At 29.4% G+C, this 20,804-nt stretch carries 19 protein-coding genes and 1 other RNA gene; 4 read left to right on the top strand and 16 right to left on the bottom strand.

Features of this window, described 5'->3' with window-relative positions; genetic code table 11:
• Window positions 1-43: 43 nt before the first annotated feature.
• Entirely contained in the window at window positions 44-1,402 is a 1,359-nt protein-coding gene (locus IO99_RS14025; RefSeq protein WP_035134502.1) for a sigma-54 interaction domain-containing protein, read from the bottom strand.
• Window positions 1,403-1,640: 238 nt separating this feature from the next.
• Between IO99_RS14025 and IO99_RS14020 the strand changes: the two genes are divergently transcribed.
• Together IO99_RS14020 and IO99_RS14015 are read left to right on the top strand one after the other, a co-directional pair.
• Entirely contained in the window at window positions 1,641-2,408 is a 768-nt protein-coding gene (locus IO99_RS14020) for a threonine/serine exporter family protein (protein WP_035134500.1), read from the top strand.
• 1 nt (window position 2,409) lies between these two features.
• Window positions 2,410-2,871, top strand: a complete 462-nt coding sequence (locus tag IO99_RS14015) for a threonine/serine exporter family protein (RefSeq protein WP_035134497.1) — start codon at window positions 2,410-2,412, stop codon at window positions 2,869-2,871.
• Between the two features lie 56 nt (window positions 2,872-2,927).
• Here IO99_RS14015 and IO99_RS14010 read toward each other — a convergent pair whose 3' ends face one another.
• From IO99_RS14010 to IO99_RS13985, 6 genes are all read right to left on the bottom strand, one after another.
• Window positions 2,928-3,434: a hypothetical protein gene (locus tag IO99_RS14010; protein ID WP_051824146.1), complete on the bottom strand. Its 507-nt coding sequence runs from the start codon at window positions 3,432-3,434 to the stop codon at window positions 2,928-2,930.
• Window positions 3,413-4,939 (bottom strand): TrkH family potassium uptake protein, encoded by a 1,527-nt coding sequence (locus IO99_RS14005; protein ID WP_035134495.1) that lies wholly within the window; start codon window positions 4,937-4,939, stop codon window positions 3,413-3,415. The genes IO99_RS14010 and IO99_RS14005 overlap by 22 nt, the downstream gene beginning before the upstream one ends.
• A gap of 77 nt (window positions 4,940-5,016) precedes the next feature.
• Window positions 5,017-5,706 (bottom strand): potassium channel family protein, encoded by a 690-nt coding sequence (locus IO99_RS14000; protein WP_051824145.1) that lies wholly within the window; start codon window positions 5,704-5,706, stop codon window positions 5,017-5,019.
• A complete protein-coding gene (locus tag IO99_RS13995) occupies window positions 5,691-6,098 on the bottom strand; it encodes an NAD-binding protein (protein ID WP_051824143.1) in 408 nt (135 codons plus the stop codon). Before IO99_RS13995 ends, IO99_RS14000 begins: the two co-directional genes overlap by 16 nt.
• Window positions 6,099-6,100: 2 nt before the next feature.
• A complete protein-coding gene (locus tag IO99_RS13990; RefSeq protein ID WP_035134494.1) occupies window positions 6,101-6,466 on the bottom strand; it encodes an NAD-binding protein in 366 nt (121 codons plus the stop codon).
• 1 nt (window position 6,467) lies between these two features.
• Entirely contained in the window at window positions 6,468-6,848 is a 381-nt protein-coding gene (locus IO99_RS13985) for an NAD-binding protein (RefSeq protein WP_035134492.1), read from the bottom strand.
• 196 nt (window positions 6,849-7,044) lie between these two features.
• Here IO99_RS13985 and IO99_RS13980 point away from each other — a divergent pair, with 196 nt between their 5' ends.
• Together IO99_RS13980 and IO99_RS13975 are read left to right on the top strand one after the other, a co-directional pair.
• Window positions 7,045-8,874 (top strand): HAMP domain-containing histidine kinase, encoded by a 1,830-nt coding sequence (locus IO99_RS13980; RefSeq protein ID WP_035134490.1) that lies wholly within the window; start codon window positions 7,045-7,047, stop codon window positions 8,872-8,874.
• Between the two features lie 8 nt (window positions 8,875-8,882).
• Entirely contained in the window at window positions 8,883-9,458 is a 576-nt protein-coding gene (locus tag IO99_RS13975; protein ID WP_035134488.1) for a response regulator, read from the top strand.
• Between the two features lie 237 nt (window positions 9,459-9,695).
• Here IO99_RS13975 and ssrS read toward each other — a convergent pair.
• The 9 genes from ssrS to IO99_RS13935 all read right to left on the bottom strand — a co-directional run bounded on the left by ssrS (window position 9,696) and on the right by IO99_RS13935 (window position 20,670).
• Window positions 9,696-9,875: non-coding RNA, 6S RNA (gene ssrS, locus IO99_RS19865), on the bottom strand.
• Window positions 9,876-10,016: 141 nt separating this feature from the next.
• Complete coding sequence (gene aspS, locus IO99_RS13970; RefSeq protein WP_035134486.1) at window positions 10,017-11,801, bottom strand: aspartate--tRNA ligase; 1,785 nt, start codon at window positions 11,799-11,801, stop codon at window positions 10,017-10,019.
• 93 nt (window positions 11,802-11,894) lie between these two features.
• Window positions 11,895-13,343, bottom strand: coding sequence for a coproporphyrinogen III oxidase (locus IO99_RS13965; protein WP_084178191.1), 1,449 nt, complete (start codon window positions 13,341-13,343; stop codon window positions 11,895-11,897).
• Between the two features lie 60 nt (window positions 13,344-13,403).
• Window positions 13,404-14,006, bottom strand: a complete 603-nt coding sequence (locus IO99_RS13960) for an MBL fold metallo-hydrolase (protein ID WP_035134484.1) — start codon at window positions 14,004-14,006, stop codon at window positions 13,404-13,406.
• A 36-nt stretch (window positions 14,007-14,042) separates the two neighbouring features.
• The gene (gene dtd, locus IO99_RS13955; RefSeq protein WP_035134482.1) at window positions 14,043-14,492 is read right to left on the bottom strand and encodes a D-aminoacyl-tRNA deacylase; all 450 of its coding nucleotides are present in this window, start codon (window positions 14,490-14,492) and stop codon (window positions 14,043-14,045) included.
• Between the two features lie 15 nt (window positions 14,493-14,507).
• Window positions 14,508-16,679, bottom strand: coding sequence for a RelA/SpoT family protein (locus IO99_RS13950; protein ID WP_035134480.1), 2,172 nt, complete (start codon window positions 16,677-16,679; stop codon window positions 14,508-14,510).
• A gap of 106 nt (window positions 16,680-16,785) precedes the next feature.
• Window positions 16,786-17,304, bottom strand: coding sequence for an adenine phosphoribosyltransferase (locus IO99_RS13945; RefSeq protein ID WP_035134477.1), 519 nt, complete (start codon window positions 17,302-17,304; stop codon window positions 16,786-16,788).
• Window positions 17,305-17,427: 123 nt separating this feature from the next.
• Window positions 17,428-18,273: a DHH family phosphoesterase gene (locus tag IO99_RS13940; RefSeq protein WP_035134475.1), complete on the bottom strand. Its 846-nt coding sequence runs from the start codon at window positions 18,271-18,273 to the stop codon at window positions 17,428-17,430.
• Between the two features lie 252 nt (window positions 18,274-18,525).
• The gene (locus IO99_RS13935; protein ID WP_035134473.1) at window positions 18,526-20,670 is read right to left on the bottom strand and encodes a protein translocase subunit SecDF; all 2,145 of its coding nucleotides are present in this window, start codon (window positions 20,668-20,670) and stop codon (window positions 18,526-18,528) included.
• Between the last annotated feature and the right edge of the window lie 134 nt (window positions 20,671-20,804).

Here is a 20,804-nt window from a genome sequence, read left to right as displayed (position 1 = left end):
TTGTTTATATTTTTCATATTATATCCTCAGAAAAAATAGTTAACTAAAGTAATTTATACTTCTTAAGTTTGTATTGAAGATTTTGCCTTGATATTTTTAATTCCTCTGAAGTTTTTGTTATGTTTTTATTGTTCTTTTTGTAGCTTTTTTCTATTATATTTTTTTCAAGACTATCTATATATTCATTTAAAGGGGTATCTCCTCTAAATCCTTCTTCTGCAGTTACTTCTACTACAGAATTAATCTTATTACCAAAGCACTCCTTTGTTAGTATTTCTCCATCTTCAACCATGTTCATAGCACTTTCTATATTATTCTTAAGTTCTCTTACGTTTCCAGGCCAACTATAGTTTAAAAATCCCTCCATAACATCTTCACTAATTCCTTTTACATTTCTATATAGAATACCATTATAATAGTTTATAAAAAAATCACATAACTGGCTTATATCTTCTTTACGTTCTCTAAGTGGTGGTATCATTACTTTAATTACACTCAATCTATAATAAAAATCTTTTCTAAGCTTTCCTTCTCTTATAAGTTTGTCTGCTTCCTCATTTATTGTTGCAATAATCCTTACATCTACATCAATAATCTTATTACTTCCTAGTGGTCTTATATATCCATCTTGGAGTACTCTTAATAATTTTGATTGTAAATAGGGATCCATAGAATTTATTTCATCAAGTAGAATAGTACCTCTATGAGCTTCTTCGAAAAGCCCTTTTTTATTTTCTGCTCCTGTAAAACTACCTTTAACCGTTCCAAAGAGCATTCCCTCTAACAGTGCACTTGGTATAGCTGCACAGTTAATAGCTATAAAAGGCTTGTCTCTTCTTATTCCTTCATAATGTATACCTTGCGCAAATAGTTCCTTACCGCATCCAGTTTCTCCATATATGAGTACTGAAGAATTAGATATACTAGCTCTTTTACTTTTTAAAATTTCTTCATTTAACACCTTACTACTTCCTATAATATCATTAAAGGTATAATAATTTTTCTTTGATTTACTTTTATTTTCTAACTGACATATAGTTTCATTTAATTTCTTTATTTGTGTCATATCTCTAGCTATCTCAATTACTGCTTCAACTTTTCCGTCTACCATTACTGGAATAGTAGAGTTTACACTGGTTATTATCTTACCTGCTCCATTACTATAGTTTTGTAAAGTATCTCTATAGGTGTGTCCACTTTTTAAACTTTCTAATATAGTTGAGTGTTCTATATCCCTAAGATACTCTTGAATTTCCTTTCCCATAACATCTTCACTTTTCATGCCTTCTATGTTTTCCATGGCATGATTATAATAGATGGTCTTTCCTTTACTATCAACTATGTGAATTCCTTCTTTTAAGTTACTAATTAGACTTTCTAATAATATATTTACATTATCCATAAAATCCCCCTTAGCTATCTCTTTAATCGACCCTAAACTTGAAAACAATATCATATTGAAAGTTGCCCTTGATTATTGTAACCTTATAATATTTGCCTATATAATAAATTTAACACAATATTGTAATATAATAAATTTATTATTCTAACAATTATACATTATCTTATTTTTTGTTCTATAATATCTTTGATGAATGTTAATAATAAGATATTGTTAATATAACAAAAGGAGTACCATTATGATTACTGATAATATAGTAAACTTGGCTGCAGAGGCCGGAAAAATAATGCTTGAAAATGGTGGTGAAACCTACAGAGTTGAACAAACAATAAATATGATATGTAAGTCTTATGGCATAGATAATGCGGAAAGCTTTGTATCTCCTACAGCAATAATCACCTCCACTATGGATGAAAACGGTAGGAATAGTACCATAATTAAGAGAATTACTTCTAGAGCCACAGATTTAGAAAAAGTAGCTTTAATTAATAACTTATCTCGACAAATACAAAGTCATCCTTTAACTTTAGATGAACTTAGAAAAGAATTGAAATATATACGCAGCTTTCCCAAATATTCTAACAGCATAAAAACTTTTTTTGCTGGAGTAACTACTGGTACATTTACCTTACTTTTTGGTGGTAGCTTTAGTGACTTCATTATAGCCTTTGGTGTAGGAATTTTAATTAATTTATTATCTTCTATGTTATCTCGTTTAAGCGTTAATGAATTTTTCATTAATGTGGCAGGTGGTGCGTTAGCCGCTATAATTGGACTTTTCTTCTCTTACATAAATCCCATATTTCATAAAGATGAAATAATTATTGGTTCAATTATGTTACTTGTTCCAGGCTTAGTTATAACTAACGCTATTCGTGATACCATAGCTGGAGATTTACTTTCAGGCCTTTCAAGAACTCTGGAAGCTATTATGATAGCTGGAGCCATTGCTATTGGAGCTGCTTTTAGTTTCAAAATATGGATGTCTATTATAGGAGGGATGTAAAATGTTTTTGCAAGTTATATATGCATTTATTGTTTCCTTAGGTTTTGGAGTTCTCTTTAATGTAAGGGATAAAAACTTGTTCTTTGCAGCCCTTGGAGGTGCCGTTGGATGGTTTTTTTACAGCCTTACTATGAACTTATCTAACTCTAGCATCTTAGCTATGCTTATAGCATCTATAAGCATCAGTATCTATGCTGAAATCTTCTCTAGAGTTTTAAAAAATCCTGTAACATTATTTTTAGTTTGCTCTCTTATTCCGTTAGTTCCTGGAAGTGGAATGTATTATACAGTTTTTGAAGCAGTTGAAGGTAATGTATTTGGTTCCTTAAATAATGGAATCGAAACTCTTTCTTTAGCAGGAGTTATAGCTGTTGGAATTATTTTAGTATCTACCTTGAGTAGATTGATGCAAAAATTAAAAATCAGAAGAAATCAACGTAAACTAGGAAATGTTGAGGAATAACAAAAGAGAAAAAACACATATAAACTGATGTGGTTTTTCTCTTTAATTACTCATACCTAATCTTTATTATTTTTTCTAATTACTCCATAAGTCTTCATTGTTCCATAGATTACAAAAGGCATCAGTACGATAGTTAAAATTATCTTATGTTTGTTAATGTCATGAGTCCTTTCATAGCCATCTGAAACTATTTGTATTGAATCACAGTGAATATCCATATCACCACCATGCTCTTTGCAGGCTCTATTGAAAACCCCAGTAATTCTTACTGAATCTCCAATCTTATGATAATTTCCATAAGATTTAATCATTTCGCCATCTGTAGTCTTTAAATAAATACCTATGGCAGAGGTTCCATCATTTATATTAACAAATGAATATTTCCCCCTTTCTAAAAGTTCACCAATAGCCTCACCTTGGATATTTATACTTTTAGAGTCATATTCCCAACCGTTATCAATAAGCTCACTTACAGAAGTTATAGCCTCACTAGCTAATACTGGAAATGAAGAAAAAATCGCTGTAATAATTACAATTAACATTATTTTTTGTATCTTACACATAACTTTTTAATTCCTCCTATAAAATACCCTATTAATGCAAATACTGAAATAAACTCTAATCTACCTAGATACATAATAATGATATAACAAATCTTTAATGGTATAGGCATAGTTATAGAAGTTACACCTATAGATAATCCAACATTTCCAGATATAGAAGCTGCCTCAAAAGCTGATTCTACAAGTGAGTAGCCATAATATGTTCCAAGTAAAGTTGCAAAAATAAACATAGCAATATAACAAAGTATTATAAGCATTGATGATTTTACTAAACTATCATCTAAAATTATATCCTTAATGTGATGAACTTTTGTAGTTAAAATCTTTCTATCAGAACTAAGAACTCTTTTTATATCTGCAATTATTCCCTTAAAGATAATCCCCATCCTTAGTCCCTTAAATCCACCGGCCGTTGAACATGCACTTCCTCCAATGAGCATTGCTATTGTCATAATAAAAATTGCAAAATCTCCCCATTCGAATAATAGTTGCCTGGCATAAAGGTTGCCAAATCCAGTGGTGGTATGTGCAGATAAGAGCTGATAAGCACCCTTTCTAAATAGGGAAACAGCATCTGTGTATACTCCTGTCTTTGATAAGAACATAACTAATAATCCTGTAAGAATAAAAGAAGTTATAAAAAAGCTTTGAGCTTCAACATTTTTAAAAATTTCCTTTCTCTTACCCTTTATAACTGCGAAATGAAGACCAAAATTTAATGAACCAATAATGAACAAAACCATTGTAATTAATTCATATGAAAAACTATGATAATACAATATATTTTGAGACATTGGAGCAAATCCACCTGTACTCCAACTTGACGCAAATATAAATAGTCCATGCATAAATGAATTAGATGGTGATAACCCTATAAATAAACCATTAATTGTAAGTGCTACCGTACCAATTACTAAATATATTATACTAATTTTCCAAATGGCCTTGGTAGTTCCCTTAATATTAGGTAAAAGTCCAATATCTTTTCCTTCACCTACATACATCTTATATCCACCAGAAAAATTTTTAATTAGTATTGATAAAGCTAATACAACCATGCCCTGCCCACCTACAAATGTTAGTATATGTCTCCACATATTAAGTCCAAGGGACATATGATCTAGATCCTGCATAAGAAATACTCCAGTTGTAGTAAAGCCACTCATCACATCGAAACAAGCATCTATATAAGATTTTGCATGTCCACTAAAAACATAAGGAAGGGCACACAAAAGCATTAGAATCAACCATGAATATGATGCAATTATAAGACCGTGTTTCCATTCAATTTTGTTATTTTCTTTTTCCTCTTTTCCCGAAAGAATCAGTGAAAAGGCTATAGATAATCCAATAAATAAAGCAAGAATAAAATCTACAAGCGAACTCCACTCCTTATAAAAAATAGTTACGATGATAGGTATAATCATTAATGAAATTGTTCCCAATATAATAATTCCAGCATAATAATTTATGACTTTAAAGTCCTTTAAATATTTTTCACTCATTTAATCACCCTAAAAAACTCAAAAGAAAAATTACTATTATATACATAGCTAAAACTAGGATTTCAAATAATATTCCCTTAAAATAATCCGAATTTCTTACCATTACTACCATCTCCATAAATAGATTTTCTTAATTTATTAGCTACACTAGTATTTGTTATCAATACAACAGTGTCCTCAAGTAAGATCTTTGTATGTCCCCTAGGATATATAATCTCGTTGTTTCTTAAAATAGAAACTATTATACTATCATTTGGTAAAATTAAGCTTTTAATCTCTATATCTCTCCAGTGGGAATTTTTATCTATATAAGCTTCAATTATTACCATTTCTCCTCTATCTAAAGTTTTTACAATTTTAAAATTATCCTCTACTAGTTCATTTTCAATTAAAGTTGAAATAACTTCTGTACTACAAACAGTAGATGTTATACCTAATTTACTAAATAACTGTCTATTTTTAGGATTATTAATTCTTGCAATAGCACTTTTAATAGAGAAATTACGCTTGCTCATTTGGCAAATAATTAAATTTTCCTCATCTTTACCTGTAACTGCTGCAACAATAGTATTTGTTCCTTCTATAGCCTCTGATAATTCTTCTAAATTTGAACCATCACCGCATATTACTTCAATATCTAGTTCATTAGATATTTTCTTACATATATCATAATTCTTTTCTATCAAAGTTATTAAACACCCAATGTTTAAGAGGTTTTTTATTAAGTAATACCCAACTTTACCTCCGCCAATTACAACTGCTCGCATTTTATATCCTCCTTAATATTTCTAACAGCTAGTTTTATAGGATTAATTGTTCTAATACCTAAGGAATTATAAATGTGGCCCCTATCATCATTAAATACTCTTCCAATTACAGTTGGAACCTTATAAATATTCTGTGCTATTTCACATGCAACAATATTTATATTATCGTTTTGAGTCAAAGCAAGTAGCACATCAGCTTCCTCAATACCTGCTTCTTCTAGTAAATCAATATCAATTTCAACCCCATTTAATATCCTTCCATTAAACCCTGAACCTAGTTTATTCGTTTTCTCCTCATCCCTATCTATTACACATATATCATGGGATGTTTCAGCTAAATCCGCAGCTAATTTGCTTCCCATCTTGCCACATCCAATAATAATAATATACATATTTAAATTGCTCCTTTTTCTAAAAATTTATATAAAGTTTCTTTTGCATAACAATTAAAATCTATTACATCCAAAACTCCAATTGAAGCAAAAACATCTTTATTGTTTGAATTGTTAATTAATGTAATAACTTTTCTAGTTTCATAAAATGTTTTACAAACCTTTGAAATATAGAAATTAAACTGATCTTTAGGTGTGATAATCACCACCACATCTGCTCTTTTTAATAAGTAATTATTAAAAATATCGGAAGACGCGGGTGAAAGTTCTTGTGGTGAAATTACATTTGAGAAATCTAAGCTTAAACCTTCTAAACTTTCCTTATATCGATTAATAAATTTACTTTCACTTATAACAACAACAAACAAATTAAATTACCCCCTTACCTAATGGCTCAAAGAAATCTTGAAGATACAAATTTTTATTACCGTTGTTAGATATCTTTTCTAATGCTCTAAAATTATAAACAACTTGTACATTCTCTAAAAGTTTTAAATTATCTTCAATCATTAAATTTAAATAATCATCTTCAGTTATTATAAAAACATGTGATAACATTGCTTTCGATGACTTATCTAGTATCTGTTTCATATCAGTTATATTGACTTGATAATAATAAAGAAATTTATTCTTTATTTTAATTTCTTCTGGTGATTTATCATCAATCAAAAATACAATTTTTTCTTTACAAATAAGTGATTTAATTAAGTTGATACTTGAGTTATTGTAACCTATAATTAAGTTATACATAATACTACCTTCCTACGTAATTTTTACTACCTACTAATTCTAATCTTATTAGATATAAATATCAAAGTACGCTAAAAGTACTATTAACAATTATCCATACTTCAGAAATTGGAGTTTTTAAATTAGCTTAATTAATCTTAGCTTTGCTATATTTTACTTTGCTTTACTATAAGAATTAAATTAAGGAGGAAAAACTATGGTTAAAACCTTAAATGGTAAACTATCACTTATTTATATTGTTATAATCCTAGCAATGTCATTGCTAGGATTAGTTTCAGTTAGAAATTTAATTACAATTTCAAATGATATAGATGGACTTTTAACTAACAATTATAAAAGTATTCAATCTGTTGAAAATATGAAAGATGCACTTTATAATCAACAACAGAGCCTATTTCTTTACATATCTGGTGATAAAAAAGAAGGTCTCGCTGAATATTCTAAAAATAACTCTTTATTTTTAGATAACTTTTACTTTGAAAAAAATAATATAACTGAAGATGGAGAAATGGAATATGTAAATAGTCTTGATACTTACTATCTTCAATATAGCCAGAATTTTTTTACCTTATCTGAAATTATTAAAAATAATGGTAAAGTATCAGGGTATAATTTTTTCTTCGATGAAATTAAAGTTAATTATGATACAATTGTAAAGACTCTAGATAATATAAGTAGTCTAAATGAAACTATGATGATTAATTCAAAAGCTAGAGTTGAAAATAAAACTAAAATTATAATAAATACAACAATACTTTTTACTTTAGCTTCAATATTAATTTCATTTTTCTTATCAAGACATCTTCTTAAAAAGATATTATACCCATTAAATAATATCATTGATGCTATTAAAGATATAAAAACTAACTCTGCATATAAAGAATTGGAAATAACAACAAAAGATGAACTAGGAGAATTAGCAAATCAATTTAACTTAATGGCAAAAAGAATTGAAAGTTTTGAAAAAAGCACACTAGGTCAAATATTAAAAGAAAGAAATAATTCAAACTCCATATTAAGAAGCATAGATTCTCCAATGGTAGTTATTGATAAAGATTATAAAGTTACCATGGTTAACGAAAATTTTATTGATGCCTTTGATATTAGCGATGAAAAACCAGAAGGACGATATTTAACTCATTTGGTTAATGATAGAAGTTTTTTTTCAGTTATCTATGATATAACATTAAATAACTGTCAATGGGATTTTTTGAATATTATCACTCTAAAAAACAAAAATGGAGATATACTCTATTACAATATATCAATTAAAGAAATTAAAGAGGAAGATCTTCAAGTTGGCTATGTAATTTTATTAAAGGATGTAACACACTTAAAAGAAATAGAGCAAACTAGTAAGGATTTCTTTGCAACAATTTCACACGAATTTAAAACTCCATTAACTTCAATTATGATTGGTACAGGTTTACTAGAAAGTAGTAAATTAGGAGATTTAAGTTACGAACAAAGAAAAATATTAACCACTATTAAGGAAGATGGGGAAAGATTAAACTTACTTGTTTCAAATATGCTTTTATTATCGAAACTGGAATCTTCAACTGAGATTTATAATAAAGAGTATAATTCCATTGAGGATTTGATAAAAGCCTCAGTCTCTAGTAACAAAGGTATCGCAAATTATAGTGGAATTATTCTTGAATACAATGTAGATATAAATGTAAAACCATTATCCTGTGACGGTGAAAAATTAGTATGGGTACTTAATAATTTAATAATAAATGCCATTAGACACTGCAAGGATGGCGATTTAATTTCTATACGAGGATTCTTAAAAGATAATAAATTAAATATAACTGTAACTGATACTGGTGTTGGAATTTTAAAGGATAATACTACAAAAATATTTGATAAATATACTCAATTAACTAATAAAGACATTAAAAATAATTCTGGTCTTGGTCTCTGGATATGTAAAGACATAATAGCTGCTCACAATGGTGAAATAACATGTGAAAGTGATTTAGGTGAAGGGGCAACATTTACAATTATTATTCCATATAATTAGGAGGTACTATGAAAAAAGCACTTGTAGTTGATGATACTAAAAATATAAGAAAATTATTAAAAACATCATTAGAGCTAAATGAATACATTGTCACTGAAGCTCTAAATGGATTAGAGGCATTAGAAATATTATCTAGAGAACCCTTTGATTTAATTTTTTTAGATATTAAAATGCCAACATTAAGTGGCACTGAAGTATTGAAAAGAATTCGGGAAGATGGAATATTTTCTACGGTAATAATTATGACAGCTTTCCCAACAGTTAAAAATGCTGTTGATTGTACTAAATTGGGAGCTGTTGAATATTTACTTAAGCCATTTACTACAGACAAAATTAATTCATTAATCTATAGATTAAATAATCTTACTGAAGACACAAAGATTCTTGAAAATATAATAAAGGGAGTATCAAAGTTAATGTATCTAAAAAAATATGACGATTCAATACTTCTATTAAATAAAGCATTATCTATCGATGCGACTAATTCTAATGTATATAAGCTTCTTTCGGAATGTTATGAAGGTCTAGGTGATAACGCTAATAGAGATAAATTTTTAGATTGCTATACCACCTTTAAGAAGTAGTTGCTATAAAATTACAATACTTAGTTATTTTATAACTATTATGTAAATTAGCTATAATTATGTAGCCAACTTAATTTATAAGTATATTCTTTTATTCAATAGACTTATAATTTTTTACCTATTCTATTATTTATATTCCCTCCATTGTTTCACTTTCTTCTTAACTTTTTTAATAATATCCATGGATGTCAAAAAAAGAGTAAATACAAAGTATTTACTCTTTAATATTAAAACTATTGATACCCACCGTGCCGTATTAATGATGTATTTGAACCCTGTCTACCAGGGGTGGAATCGCCTCACTACTTCTGGTACCAACTATAAAATAGTCAGTCAACACTCCATGATGAGAACATCAGCCACAACGTTTAAATGTTGGCTCAACATAAACCATTTCCACGCACACAGCAGAATATTCTTTAGTATTATTATATAGCAATTGTAATTAAATTGCAATTGTAAAATAAATATTAATCACTAAGTATCAATAGTTTTATGAAGTTATTATGTCCATATAACTTATTATTATTCTCTATAATAATAATATCTTCTATTAAACTATTTTTCTACTTTACTAACTTCTATTCCTAAGTCAATTAATTGCTTTTTATCAACTACATTAGGTGCTTCACTCATTGGGCAATAAGCATTTTGATTTTTAGGGAAGGTAATAACGTCTTTTATGTTATCAGTTCCTGCAAGGAACATTACCATTCTATCTAAACCATATGCAAGTCCGCCATGTGGTGGTGGTCCATATTTGAATGCCTCTAGTAAGAATCCAAATCTTTCCCACGCACTTTCATCAGTAAAGCCTAGAAGATTAAATATTCTTTGTTGAAGGTTTGTATCATGAATTCTTATACTTCCTCCACCAAGTTCTTCTCCATTTAATACTATATCATAAGCCTTAGCACGAGCTCTTCCTGGATCTGTTTCTAGAAGTTCTAAATCTTCATCCATAGGTGCTGTGAATGGATGGTGAAGAGCTACGAATCTCTTCTCTTCTTCGTCATATTCAAACATTGGGAATTCAGTAATCCATACAAAGTTAAATTCTTTGTTTCCTTCTAAGATTCCAAGTTCCTTAGCAAGTTCTAATCTTAAAGCTCCAAGAGATTGAAGTACTACACTATCAACATCTGCAACTATTAAAACTAAATCTCCTACTTCTGCTCCAGCAGCATTTAATAATTTAGCCATATCTTCTTCTGAGAAGAATTTAGCTATTGGAGATTTTATTTCTCCTTCTTTATAAGCTATCCAAGCAAGACCTTTTGCTTTATAAGTTTTAACAAACTCACCTAGTTTATCAATTTTCTTTCTACCCATGTCTGCACAGTTTTTAGCTACAATAGCTCTTACTGAACCACCATTTTCAATGGCTCCTTTAAACACAGCAAAATCTGTACCTCTTACTGCTTCAGTAATATTTTGTATCTCCATACCAAATCTTAAATCTGGCTTGTCACTACCATATTTATTCATAGCTTCTGCATATGGCATTCTCTTTATTGGAAGTTGTACATCTACATCTATAACTTCTTTAAATACTCTTTTTAAAAGACCTTCATTTAAGGCTATGATATCCTCCATTTCAACAAAGCTCATCTCTAAATCTATTTGCGTAAATTCTGGTTGTCTATTAGCTCTTAAATCTTCATCTCTAAAACATTTAACAATTTGAAAATACTTGTCATATCCAGAAACCATTAATAATTGTTTAAATATTTGTGGAGATTGAGGTAATGCATAAAACATTCCTGGGTAATTTCTACTAGGCACTAAGTAATCTCTAGCTCCTTCTGGAGTGCTCTTAGTAAGCATTGGTGTTTCCATTTCTAAGAATCCATTTTCATCTAGATAATCTCTTACTACTTTTCCAGCTTTATGTCTAATCATTAATATTTTTTGCATATCTGGTCTTCTAAGATCTAAATATCTATATTTTAATCTTATATTTTCACTAGCATCTAAGTTTTCTTTAATATATATAGGTGGAGTTTCTGATTCTGAAAGTATTTTAATACTTTCCCCTTTAAGCTCTACCATTCCTGTTGGTAAATTTTTATTAGGAGATTCTCTTTTTATAACCTCTCCAGTAACAGCTATGCAGTACTCAGATTTAACTAAATCAGCTTTTTCAAAGGCTTCTTTATTTATTTCTTCACCAAATACAACTTGTAACAATCCAGTTCTGTCTCTTAAATCTACAAAAACTAAACTTCCTAAATTTCTTTTTCTTTGGACCCAACCCATAACAGTGATTTTTTCAGAGATATTTGATTCTCTTACTTCACCACACATAATGGTTCTTTTAAGTCCATTAAGTGATTCTCCCATTTAAATTCCTCCTATTTACTTATTAAGTCTAAAATATATTATAATATCATTACCCAAATAAATTTTTCTTTAAAACCTATGTACATAATTGTTTTAATATAGAGTATTGAGTAATTCTATCTTTCTAGCTATCATCTCGTCTATTCTACTATTATACTCTTTTACATCCTTAACATTTGCAAATCTCTCTATTCGATTCTCATCTAGGAAAACAACCTTTGAAACTCCATCTGCTCCAAGAGCAATAATAGTTTGCTTTTCCTCTATCATCTGAATATTATATATACATATTTTTTCATCTCTACAGTAGCCTACATTCTCCATGTTACCTACCATATTTTTTTGTCTATACATATAATAAGGTTTCATATTTAAATCTAAAGAAAGATTTTTTGTAGCTTCATACATAGCATTTAACTCATGCTGATTAGGAATAGTAAACTGTCCCTTATTAATTAGATTTTCATGTAGTCTAGAGCCTCTTTTAATAGACATACCATGTATAGTTATGCTATCTGGATTTAGTTTAAGTATTTCTTCGCAACTTCTATTTATATGACTTAGCTCTTCTCCTGGAAGCCCAACTATCATATCCATATTTATATTATCAAAGCCTAGACTTCGTGCTAGATTAAAGCAATTTTCTACATCCTTACTACTATGATTTCTACCAATATTTTTTAAAGTATCATCATTCATACTTTGAGGATTTATACTAATCCTATGAACCTTATATTTTTTCATAGATTGAAGTTTTCTTTCTGTTATACTATCTACTCTTCCACATTCTACAGTAAATTCTTTAACACCCTTACCTTCAACAAAACACTTATATATCTTATTCATTATATCTTCAAACTCTTCATCATTTACAGAAGTAGGAGTACCTCCTCCAAAATAAACACTTTCAATAGTTAAATTCTTTTCAGATACATATTTACTTATAGCTTTTATTTCCTTGGTAATAGCATTAAGATAGTCTTTAACTAAAGCTGACTTTCCACCTATAGGATTTGAGGTAAAAGAACAATAAACACATCTAGTTGGACAAAAAGGCATACCCACATATATACTTATAGTATCTTTATCTTTGTTAACTACACTTTTTTCGTACTTAGCTACATCAATACAAAGCTTTGTCTTCTCCTTGCTAGTTTCATGTCTATCCTTAAATTCTTTTATTACCTCTTCTTCACTATATCCTTTTTCTAAAAGATCTAGTGCTTTTTTAGAAGGCCTTATCCCAACTAAAGTTCCCCATGGAAGAACCTTGCCAGTGATATTTCTAAGATATATGAATAAGGACTTTTTAACTTCCTCTGAAAGCTTATAATTGCTATTGATTTTATAATTAAAGAATCCTTCGGTTCCTCCAATTATAATACTTCCCGTTTCTTCATCTATATCTATAGATAAGTCAAATTCCTCATTTACAAATTCTATATTAATAAAACTATAAAATAGATTTATCATAAGAAATACATCATATCTAAAATTCATATTGCTTAGCTTTACTTTTATAGACTTCATATCCTTTGTCATATTTATCAAATCCTTATTTCAAATTACCTTCTTATAACCCAATATACAGTTTAATTTTACCTATAGAAATGGGTTTTCCATTCTTTCTTGGCCTACGGTACTACTTGGTCCATGACCTGGGTGAACTGCCACACTATCACTAAGAGGCATTAAATTATTTTTTATACTTGTTATAAGCTCATTGTGATCTCCACCAGCTAAATCACTTCTGCCAACAGATCCCTTGAATAGAGTATCTCCAGTAAACACATTTCCATCTACTAAAAGACTTATTCCTCCTGGTGTATGTCCTGGCGTTGCTAAAACTTCTATTTTATAATTACCAAACTTTAATATATCACCATGTTTTAATAAAAGTTCTGCTCCACCTTCAATAAGTGGTCCATAATACATTATATTATTTAAAATCATATCATTATCTTCTTTAGCCATAGCTACAGTTGCTCCTGTTTCAGCCTTTAATCCATCTACACCTGTAGTATGATCAAAGTGACCATGGGTTAATATGATATATTTGACCTTAGCTTCTAGTTGATTAAGAGCTTTACATACATCATCTATGTCTCCACCTGGGTCTAAAACTACAGCTTCCTTTGTTTCTTCATCAAATAATATATAACAGTTAGCAGCATAAACTCCTGCCATCATTCTTTTTATAATCATAGTATCACCTCAAAATGCCATATATTTCTTAAAATTTTAAAAATCCTTCTTACTCTCTAATAAAAGTGTTACTGGTCCATCATTTATAATTTCAACCTTCATATCAGCTCCAAATTCCCCTGTTTGAAGATTAGGTATTTCTTTTTTAAAGGCTTCTACTAGTTCATTATATAATTCTCTAGCAGCATCTCCACCTTGTGCCTTCATAAAGTCAGGTCTCTTGCCCTTTCTACAATCACCATATAGAGTAAATTGGGATATTATTAATAGCTCCCCATCTATATCTTGAAGAGAAAAGTTCATTCTTTCATTTTCATCTTCAAAAATTCTCATTCCAAGAACTTTTCTTACTATATAATCTATATCTTCTTTAGTATCTTCCTTACTTATTCCCACAAGTAAGTTAATTCCTTTTCCTATTTCACTAATAACTTTATTATCTACTTCAACCTTTGAAGATTTAACTCTTTGTACTACAGCTCTCATATTAAGCACTCCTTTTTATTGTTTCTTTCTATAGACATCCTTAACATCCTTGATTTTCTTAAGTTTAGTTTGAATATCCTTTAAATGCTCTATACTAGAAATATTTATTTTTAGGCTTACAACTGCTATATTTTTTTTATTTGTTACAGCACTTATTGATAAAATATTAGCTTTTACAAGCCCTAGTATCTCTATAATATCTGTAAGAAGACCTAATCTATCCTCAGCTATTACTTCTATGTCAGCAATATATTTATCTTTATTTTCTTTTCCCCAAGCTACTTCAACTATTTTGTGACTTTCTTTATCCTGTAAGTTAATTACATTCTTACAGTCACTTCTATGAATAGATACACCCTTGCCTCTTGTAATATATCCAATAATATCATCTCCATATACAGGACTACAACATTTTGCAAATCTTACTTGAATATTAGACATATCCTTAACTGTAACTCCAGAATAAGTATTATTCTTTTGTTTTTTACTTTTTTCCTCATGAATTAGCCTTAATTCATCAAGTTTTAACTGCTTAGAGTTCTCTTTATCATAAGCATCCTTTAGCTTGCTTATCATATTATTAGGGTTTATGTCTCCAATTCCTACACCATGGTATAAATCATCCATGTTCTTTAGGTTATATCTCCTAATAATTTTCTCAATAATATCCTCATTAATTACTTGAGAAAAAATACAATTTTGCTTCTTACACTCTTTATCTACTAATTCTTTTCCCTTTGCTATGGTCTCTTCTCTATTTGCTTTTTTAAACCAAAGTTTAATTTTACTCCTTGCTTGATTACTCTTAACTATATTAAGCCAATCAATGCTAGGTCCTTTTGAATTAGTAGCTGTAATTACCTCTACAATTTCTCCAGTTCTGAGCTTATAATCGAGAGGTACTATCTTCCCATTTACCTTACCTCCAACACACTTGTGACCTACTGCAGTATGGATAGCATAGGCAAAGTCTATAGGTGTAGAGTCATTTGGTAAATTTATAACATCACCCTTTGGAGTAAATACAAATACTTCATCTGAAAATAAATCTATCTTAAAGCCTTCCATAAATTCTTCAGCATCAGAAGTCTCTCCTTGCCATTCTAGCATTTCTCTAAGCCAATATAGCTTTGAATCTAGAGATTTATCCTCATCTTGAACACTTTCTTTATATTTCCAGTGAGCTGCAATACCATATTCAGCAGTTCTGTGCATTTCAAAGGTTCTAATTTGTATTTCAAAGGGTTTTCCGAAAGGTCCTATTACCGTTGAATGGAGTGACTGATACATATTAGGTTTAGGCATAGCAATATAGTCCTTAAATCTACCCGGTATAGGCTTATACATAGTATGTACTATTCCCAACGCAGCATAGCAATTTCCAATATCATCTACTAATATCCTCACTGCTGTAAGATCAAATATTTGATCTATAGTTTTACTACTTTTTATCATTTTTCTATAAATACTATAGAAGTGCTTTGGTCTACCTTCTATTTCTGCTGTAATTCCACCCATATTAAGATTTAATTTAAGTTGTGATATGATATGACTTATTTGCTCTTCTCTTTCATTTCTCTTATCTGAAATCAGCTTTACTAAGTCATAATATTCTGTTGGATTTAAGTATCTTAATGCTAAATCCTCTAGCTCCCACTTTATTTTTGATATACCTAATCTATGAGCTAAAGGTGCATATATATCTAGAGTTTCCTTAGCCTTTTCCTTTTGTTTATTCTCTGGCATGTATTTTAACGTTCTCAAGTTATGTAATCTATCAGCCAATTTTATAAGTATTACTCTTATATCCTTAGCCATAGCAAGAAGCATTTTCCTAACATTATCTGCTTGTTGTTCTTCTTTTGACTTATATTTTATTTTACCTAGCTTAGATACCCCTTCTACTAAATCTGCCACTTCTATAGAAAAGATGTTACAAACATCTTCATATGTATATTCTGTATCTTCAATTACATCATGTAAAAGACCTGCCACTATGGTAGAGGTATCAAGTCCTAGTTCAGCCAAAATACAAGCTACTTCTAAAGGATGAATAATATAAGGCTCTCCTGACTCTCTTTTTTGTTCTTTATGGGCATTTACAGAAAATTCATAGGCCTTATTTACAAAATTGATATCTACATTGTGACAATTACTATTAATTTTTTCTATCAATTTATCAATCATTGTAATACACTCCTAAAATTAAAGGCTGGTTAATGAACCAGCCACCTATTTAAACTCAGTAATTATTATATACTATAACCCAAATTATTGCAATTTATGTTCAATTCTAAAATGGATAGTCTATAACAGACATAATATCATATTGTGCTATTTTTTCTCTACCTTTAAGTTCTGTTAGCTCTATTAAAAAGTCTATGGCTACAACTTCTCCACCTGATTCCTCAACAAGCTTTGCAACAGCAGCTACGGTTCCTCCTGTAGCAAGTAAATCATCAACAATTGCTACTCTCTGACCTTTTTTAATAGCATCCTTATGAATTTCTAACGCATCACTTCCATATTCTAAATCATAGGAAGTTTTAATAGTTTCATAGGGTAATTTACCAGGTTTTCTAACTGGCACAAAACCAGCTCCTAAAGCATAAGCTACTGGTACTCCAAATAAAAACCCTCTAGCCTCTGGTCCTATTACTATATCAATTTTTTTATCCCTCAAATGATTGGCAATAACATCTATTGACTCTCTTAATGCCTCTCTATCTTGAAGTAAAGTAGTTACATCTTTAAAACTTATACCTTTTTTCGGAAAATCTTCTATTATTCTAACTTTATCCTTTAAATTCATTTTCTACTCCTCCTAAAGCCTTTACCCAAACACATCTTTACCATAATTAAATTATATATTAACCTTGATATTTAATGCAATACTTTAAAAAATATGTATATTTAAATGCTTATATATATTATTCTATTCTAAACTCATCATAACCTCTTTATATAAGTATTTTGATATTTGCTTTGCTCTATAACTATCATTAGTAGTAAAAAGTTCAACAATTATTCTTGCATTATCTAGCTTATTCTTGGAAATCATCTTTGGTAAGAGCTTTATAATACCTTCATCATAAAACTTCATTATACCACCATAATTCCGCTCATGTTCTCTTATCAACGCCCTAACTCCATAGTTATTAGTTTGTTTTAATTTTTTGCACCCTTCTTCTACAAAGTATTTATTCTCTTCTTCTATTTCTATCTCTGTTGTAATTATACCCATCATTACTAAATCTAAATACTTTTGTGTGCAACTTATCTTATAATAAGAAGCTATAACTTCTATGAATTTATATATAAGGGAACAAGCTGTAAAATCCTTAAAAGGATAATTACAATTTGTTTGATAGGTATTTATTGTTATACAATTATTATCCTCTACTATGTGATTATGATAATCCGTTACAATTATATCTATGTTATTTTCCTTACAAAGCTGTATTTCTGCTTTAGATTTAACTCCACAACCAACTGTTATAATTAAATTTGCTCCAAGACATAATAAATTATTCTCTATATCTTCTTTATTTAAATTTCTATCATTTCTATATACACTGGGTATATAATACTCTACATCACTATTTACATATCGTAATACTAACATAAGAAGAGATATGGCACATACGCTATCAAAGTCATGATAGCCATATATAACTATCTTTTCTCTCTCATTGATAGCTTTCACAATTCTGTTTAATGCAATTTTCATATTTCCTAATAGAAACGGATCATTATCTTTCCTATTCATACTATACTCCATATGCGCTCCTCCAAATTAGTTCCATGAGTAGTTTTTTGATCCCTTATAATTTCATCATATATTTCAGTGATCACATTCTCCTTGAACAAAAAACTTCTAACTCCATATTACTTGTACATATTATGGAGTTTAAGAAATCTATTTATAGAAAACAAATATATTATAATTTAAAACTGACAATTTTACAAACAAATTATTATAAAAATGGCGAAAAACATGATAAAATGTTTTTCGCCATGAACTTTGTTTATATTATGCTACTACTTTAGCTTTCTTTTTTTGCTTTGCATTTTTAATTATTACCCATAGTGGTGAAGCTATAAATATTGAAGAATACGCTCCACAGGCAATTCCCACTATAAGTGGAAGTGAGAACTCTCTTATGGATGGCACTAAAACGTAAACTGCCACTATAGTTATAAGTGTTGTTAAGGATGTATTTATACTTCTAGTCATAGTTTCTGTTATACTCATATTAGCAACCTCTGATTGATCCATTCTTCTGTTTCTCTTAACATTTTCTCTTATTCTATCAAAGATAACAATAGTATCATTAATAGAATATCCTACTATAGTCAAAATAGCTGCTATAAATGGTGAATTGGCTTGAATTCCAAATATAGCATAGAAAGAAATTGTAATTAACACATCATGAAGTAAAGCTATAATAGATGCTGCTGCATAGCTAAATTCAAATCTAGCAGTGATATATATAAGCATAGCAATAGATGCTACTCCTAAGGCTAACAGTGCCTTCTTCTTTAATTCATTTCCAACAGTAGCTCCTATACTTTCCTTGCCAATAAGTGCACTATCTTCTAATGAATACTTTTCTTTTATTTCATCAATAAGAGCATTAGTCTTTTCTTCATTCAATACCCCTTCTTGAACAATAATTTGTATCTCTTTTCCTTCACTAGCTAATTTGGTAGAGTATTTATCTTTAGCATACTTATCAATAATAGTATTTACATCAGCCTTATTGAATTCTTTATTCATATCTAATGTAATTAATGTACCACCTTTGAAATCTATTCCATAATTTAAACCTTTAGTTGCTATAAATCCAACTCCAATAGCAATTATAATTATTGATATAGCAAACCATATTTTAGTCTTCTCTATTATTTTTAAACTAGTAAATTCATGTTTTTTTCCTTCTCTTACGCCAAAATATGAAGGCTTATTTATCCAACCTGCATTTACAGCATTATTGAGTAGAAACTTTGTAACAAATAAGGCAGTAAATATACTTACAATAATACCTATAAGTAGCGTTACTGCAAATCCCTTAACAGAACCTGAACCTAGGAAGTATAATACTAGTGCTGCAATAATTGTAGTTATGTTAGAGTCTAAAATTGATGATAATGCTCTACTATAACCAGCTTCAACAGAAGTCTTTATAGATTTACCTAATCTTAACTCTTCCTTAGTTCTTTCAAATATGAGTACATTAGCATCTACAGCCATACCAATGGTAAGAATTAACCCTGCTATACCTGCTAAAGTTAATACTACTCCAAATTGAGAGAATATTACAAGTAATAAACTTACATATAAAACTATAGCCACAGAAGCAATTATTCCTGGAACTCTATAGTATGCAACCATAAATAGTATTATACAAGCTATACCAATCATAGCTGCCTTTTTACTAAGGGATAATGCTTCAGCTCCAATAGTTGGTCCTACTGTTTTAACTGAAGTAGCTTCTATTTTTACTGGAAGAGCTCCTGAAGTTATGATACTAGCAATAGAATTTGCCTCTTCTAAAGAACTCATCCCTTCAATAATTGCCTTTCCATCACTGATAACAGCATTTACTTGTGGATTAGTTAAAATTTCACCATCCATTTTTATAGCTATACTTTTATTTAAGAAAGTCTTAGTTGCTTCCGCAAATTTTGCAGTTCCATCTTCATTTAATTCAAGATTAACAACATACTTATTATCTTGAGATATATATGCTCCTGCTTCTTTAACCTCTTTACCAGTTAAAATTACTTTTCCATCTGGACCTTCAAAGGTTAATTCACCAGTTTTACCAATGGTATCTAAAACCTTATCTGTATCAAACTCTCCTGGTATTTCTATTCTAATTCTATTTTCGCCTTCTTGAGTTATAGGAATTTCGCTTACTCCATCTTTATTTATTCTCATAGAAATAAGTTCTATAGTTCTATCTATAACAGCTTGATCTACCTTCTCCTCCTTTATCTCCATTAAAAGAGAAGTTCCTCCTACTAAATCAAGCCCTTTATCAATACTACTTCCAAAGGTTTTGATTCTATAATTACCTAAATTCACCCCATAAAGACCAGCGTATGCAAAAAGACCTATTAATATTATTGCTATGATAACTACAATTCCACTTTTTCTATTTTTCCTCCTCATGGTTATCCCCTTCCTGTTTTCTAATTGTATTTTCTAATTGTCTATTTATTATTTATTTTACAGGTATTGTATGGATAAAATCAAGTACATATAACTTAATTTTCTGTATACTTCTTATTTTTTATCAAAATAAG

The organism is Clostridium sulfidigenes (assembly GCF_000732635.1).
Lineage (GTDB): Bacteria > Bacillota > Clostridia > Clostridiales > Clostridiaceae > Clostridium_J > Clostridium_J sulfidigenes.
This window is presented reverse-complemented; position numbering and strand designations above follow the sequence as displayed.

What these genes read in the sequence shown, in the direction of transcription:
- IO99_RS14025 (WP_035134502.1), bottom strand. Translation starts at nt 1,402, where the DNA reads ATGGATAATGTAAATATATTATTAGAAAGTCTAATTAGTAACTTAAAA.
- IO99_RS14020 (WP_035134500.1), top strand. Translation starts at nt 1,641, where the DNA reads ATGATTACTGATAATATAGTAAACTTGGCTGCAGAGGCCGGAAAAATA.
- IO99_RS14015 (WP_035134497.1), top strand. Translation starts at nt 2,410, where the DNA reads ATGTTTTTGCAAGTTATATATGCATTTATTGTTTCCTTAGGTTTTGGA.
- IO99_RS14010 (WP_051824146.1), bottom strand. Translation starts at nt 3,434, where the DNA reads ATGTGTAAGATACAAAAAATAATGTTAATTGTAATTATTACAGCGATT.
- IO99_RS14005 (WP_035134495.1), bottom strand. Translation starts at nt 4,939, where the DNA reads ATGAGTGAAAAATATTTAAAGGACTTTAAAGTCATAAATTATTATGCT.
- IO99_RS14000 (WP_051824145.1), bottom strand. Translation starts at nt 5,706, where the DNA reads ATGCGAGCAGTTGTAATTGGCGGAGGTAAAGTTGGGTATTACTTAATA.
- IO99_RS13995 (WP_051824143.1), bottom strand. Translation starts at nt 6,098, where the DNA reads ATGTATATTATTATTATTGGATGTGGCAAGATGGGAAGCAAATTAGCT.
- IO99_RS13985 (WP_035134492.1), bottom strand. Translation starts at nt 6,848, where the DNA reads ATGTATAACTTAATTATAGGTTACAATAACTCAAGTATCAACTTAATT.
- IO99_RS13980 (WP_035134490.1), top strand. Translation starts at nt 7,045, where the DNA reads ATGGTTAAAACCTTAAATGGTAAACTATCACTTATTTATATTGTTATA.
- IO99_RS13975 (WP_035134488.1), top strand. Translation starts at nt 8,883, where the DNA reads ATGAAAAAAGCACTTGTAGTTGATGATACTAAAAATATAAGAAAATTA.
- aspS (WP_035134486.1), bottom strand. Translation starts at nt 11,801, where the DNA reads ATGGGAGAATCACTTAATGGACTTAAAAGAACCATTATGTGTGGTGAA.
- IO99_RS13965 (WP_084178191.1), bottom strand. Translation starts at nt 13,343, where the DNA reads ATGACAAAGGATATGAAGTCTATAAAAGTAAAGCTAAGCAATATGAAT.
- IO99_RS13960 (WP_035134484.1), bottom strand. Translation starts at nt 14,006, where the DNA reads ATGATTATAAAAAGAATGATGGCAGGAGTTTATGCTGCTAACTGTTAT.
- dtd (WP_035134482.1), bottom strand. Translation starts at nt 14,492, where the DNA reads ATGAGAGCTGTAGTACAAAGAGTTAAATCTTCAAAGGTTGAAGTAGAT.
- IO99_RS13950 (WP_035134480.1), bottom strand. Translation starts at nt 16,679, where the DNA reads ATGATTGATAAATTGATAGAAAAAATTAATAGTAATTGTCACAATGTA.
- IO99_RS13945 (WP_035134477.1), bottom strand. Translation starts at nt 17,304, where the DNA reads ATGAATTTAAAGGATAAAGTTAGAATAATAGAAGATTTTCCGAAAAAA.
- IO99_RS13940 (WP_035134475.1), bottom strand. Translation starts at nt 18,273, where the DNA reads ATGGAGTATAGTATGAATAGGAAAGATAATGATCCGTTTCTATTAGGA.
- IO99_RS13935 (WP_035134473.1), bottom strand. Translation starts at nt 20,670, where the DNA reads ATGAGGAGGAAAAATAGAAAAAGTGGAATTGTAGTTATCATAGCAATA.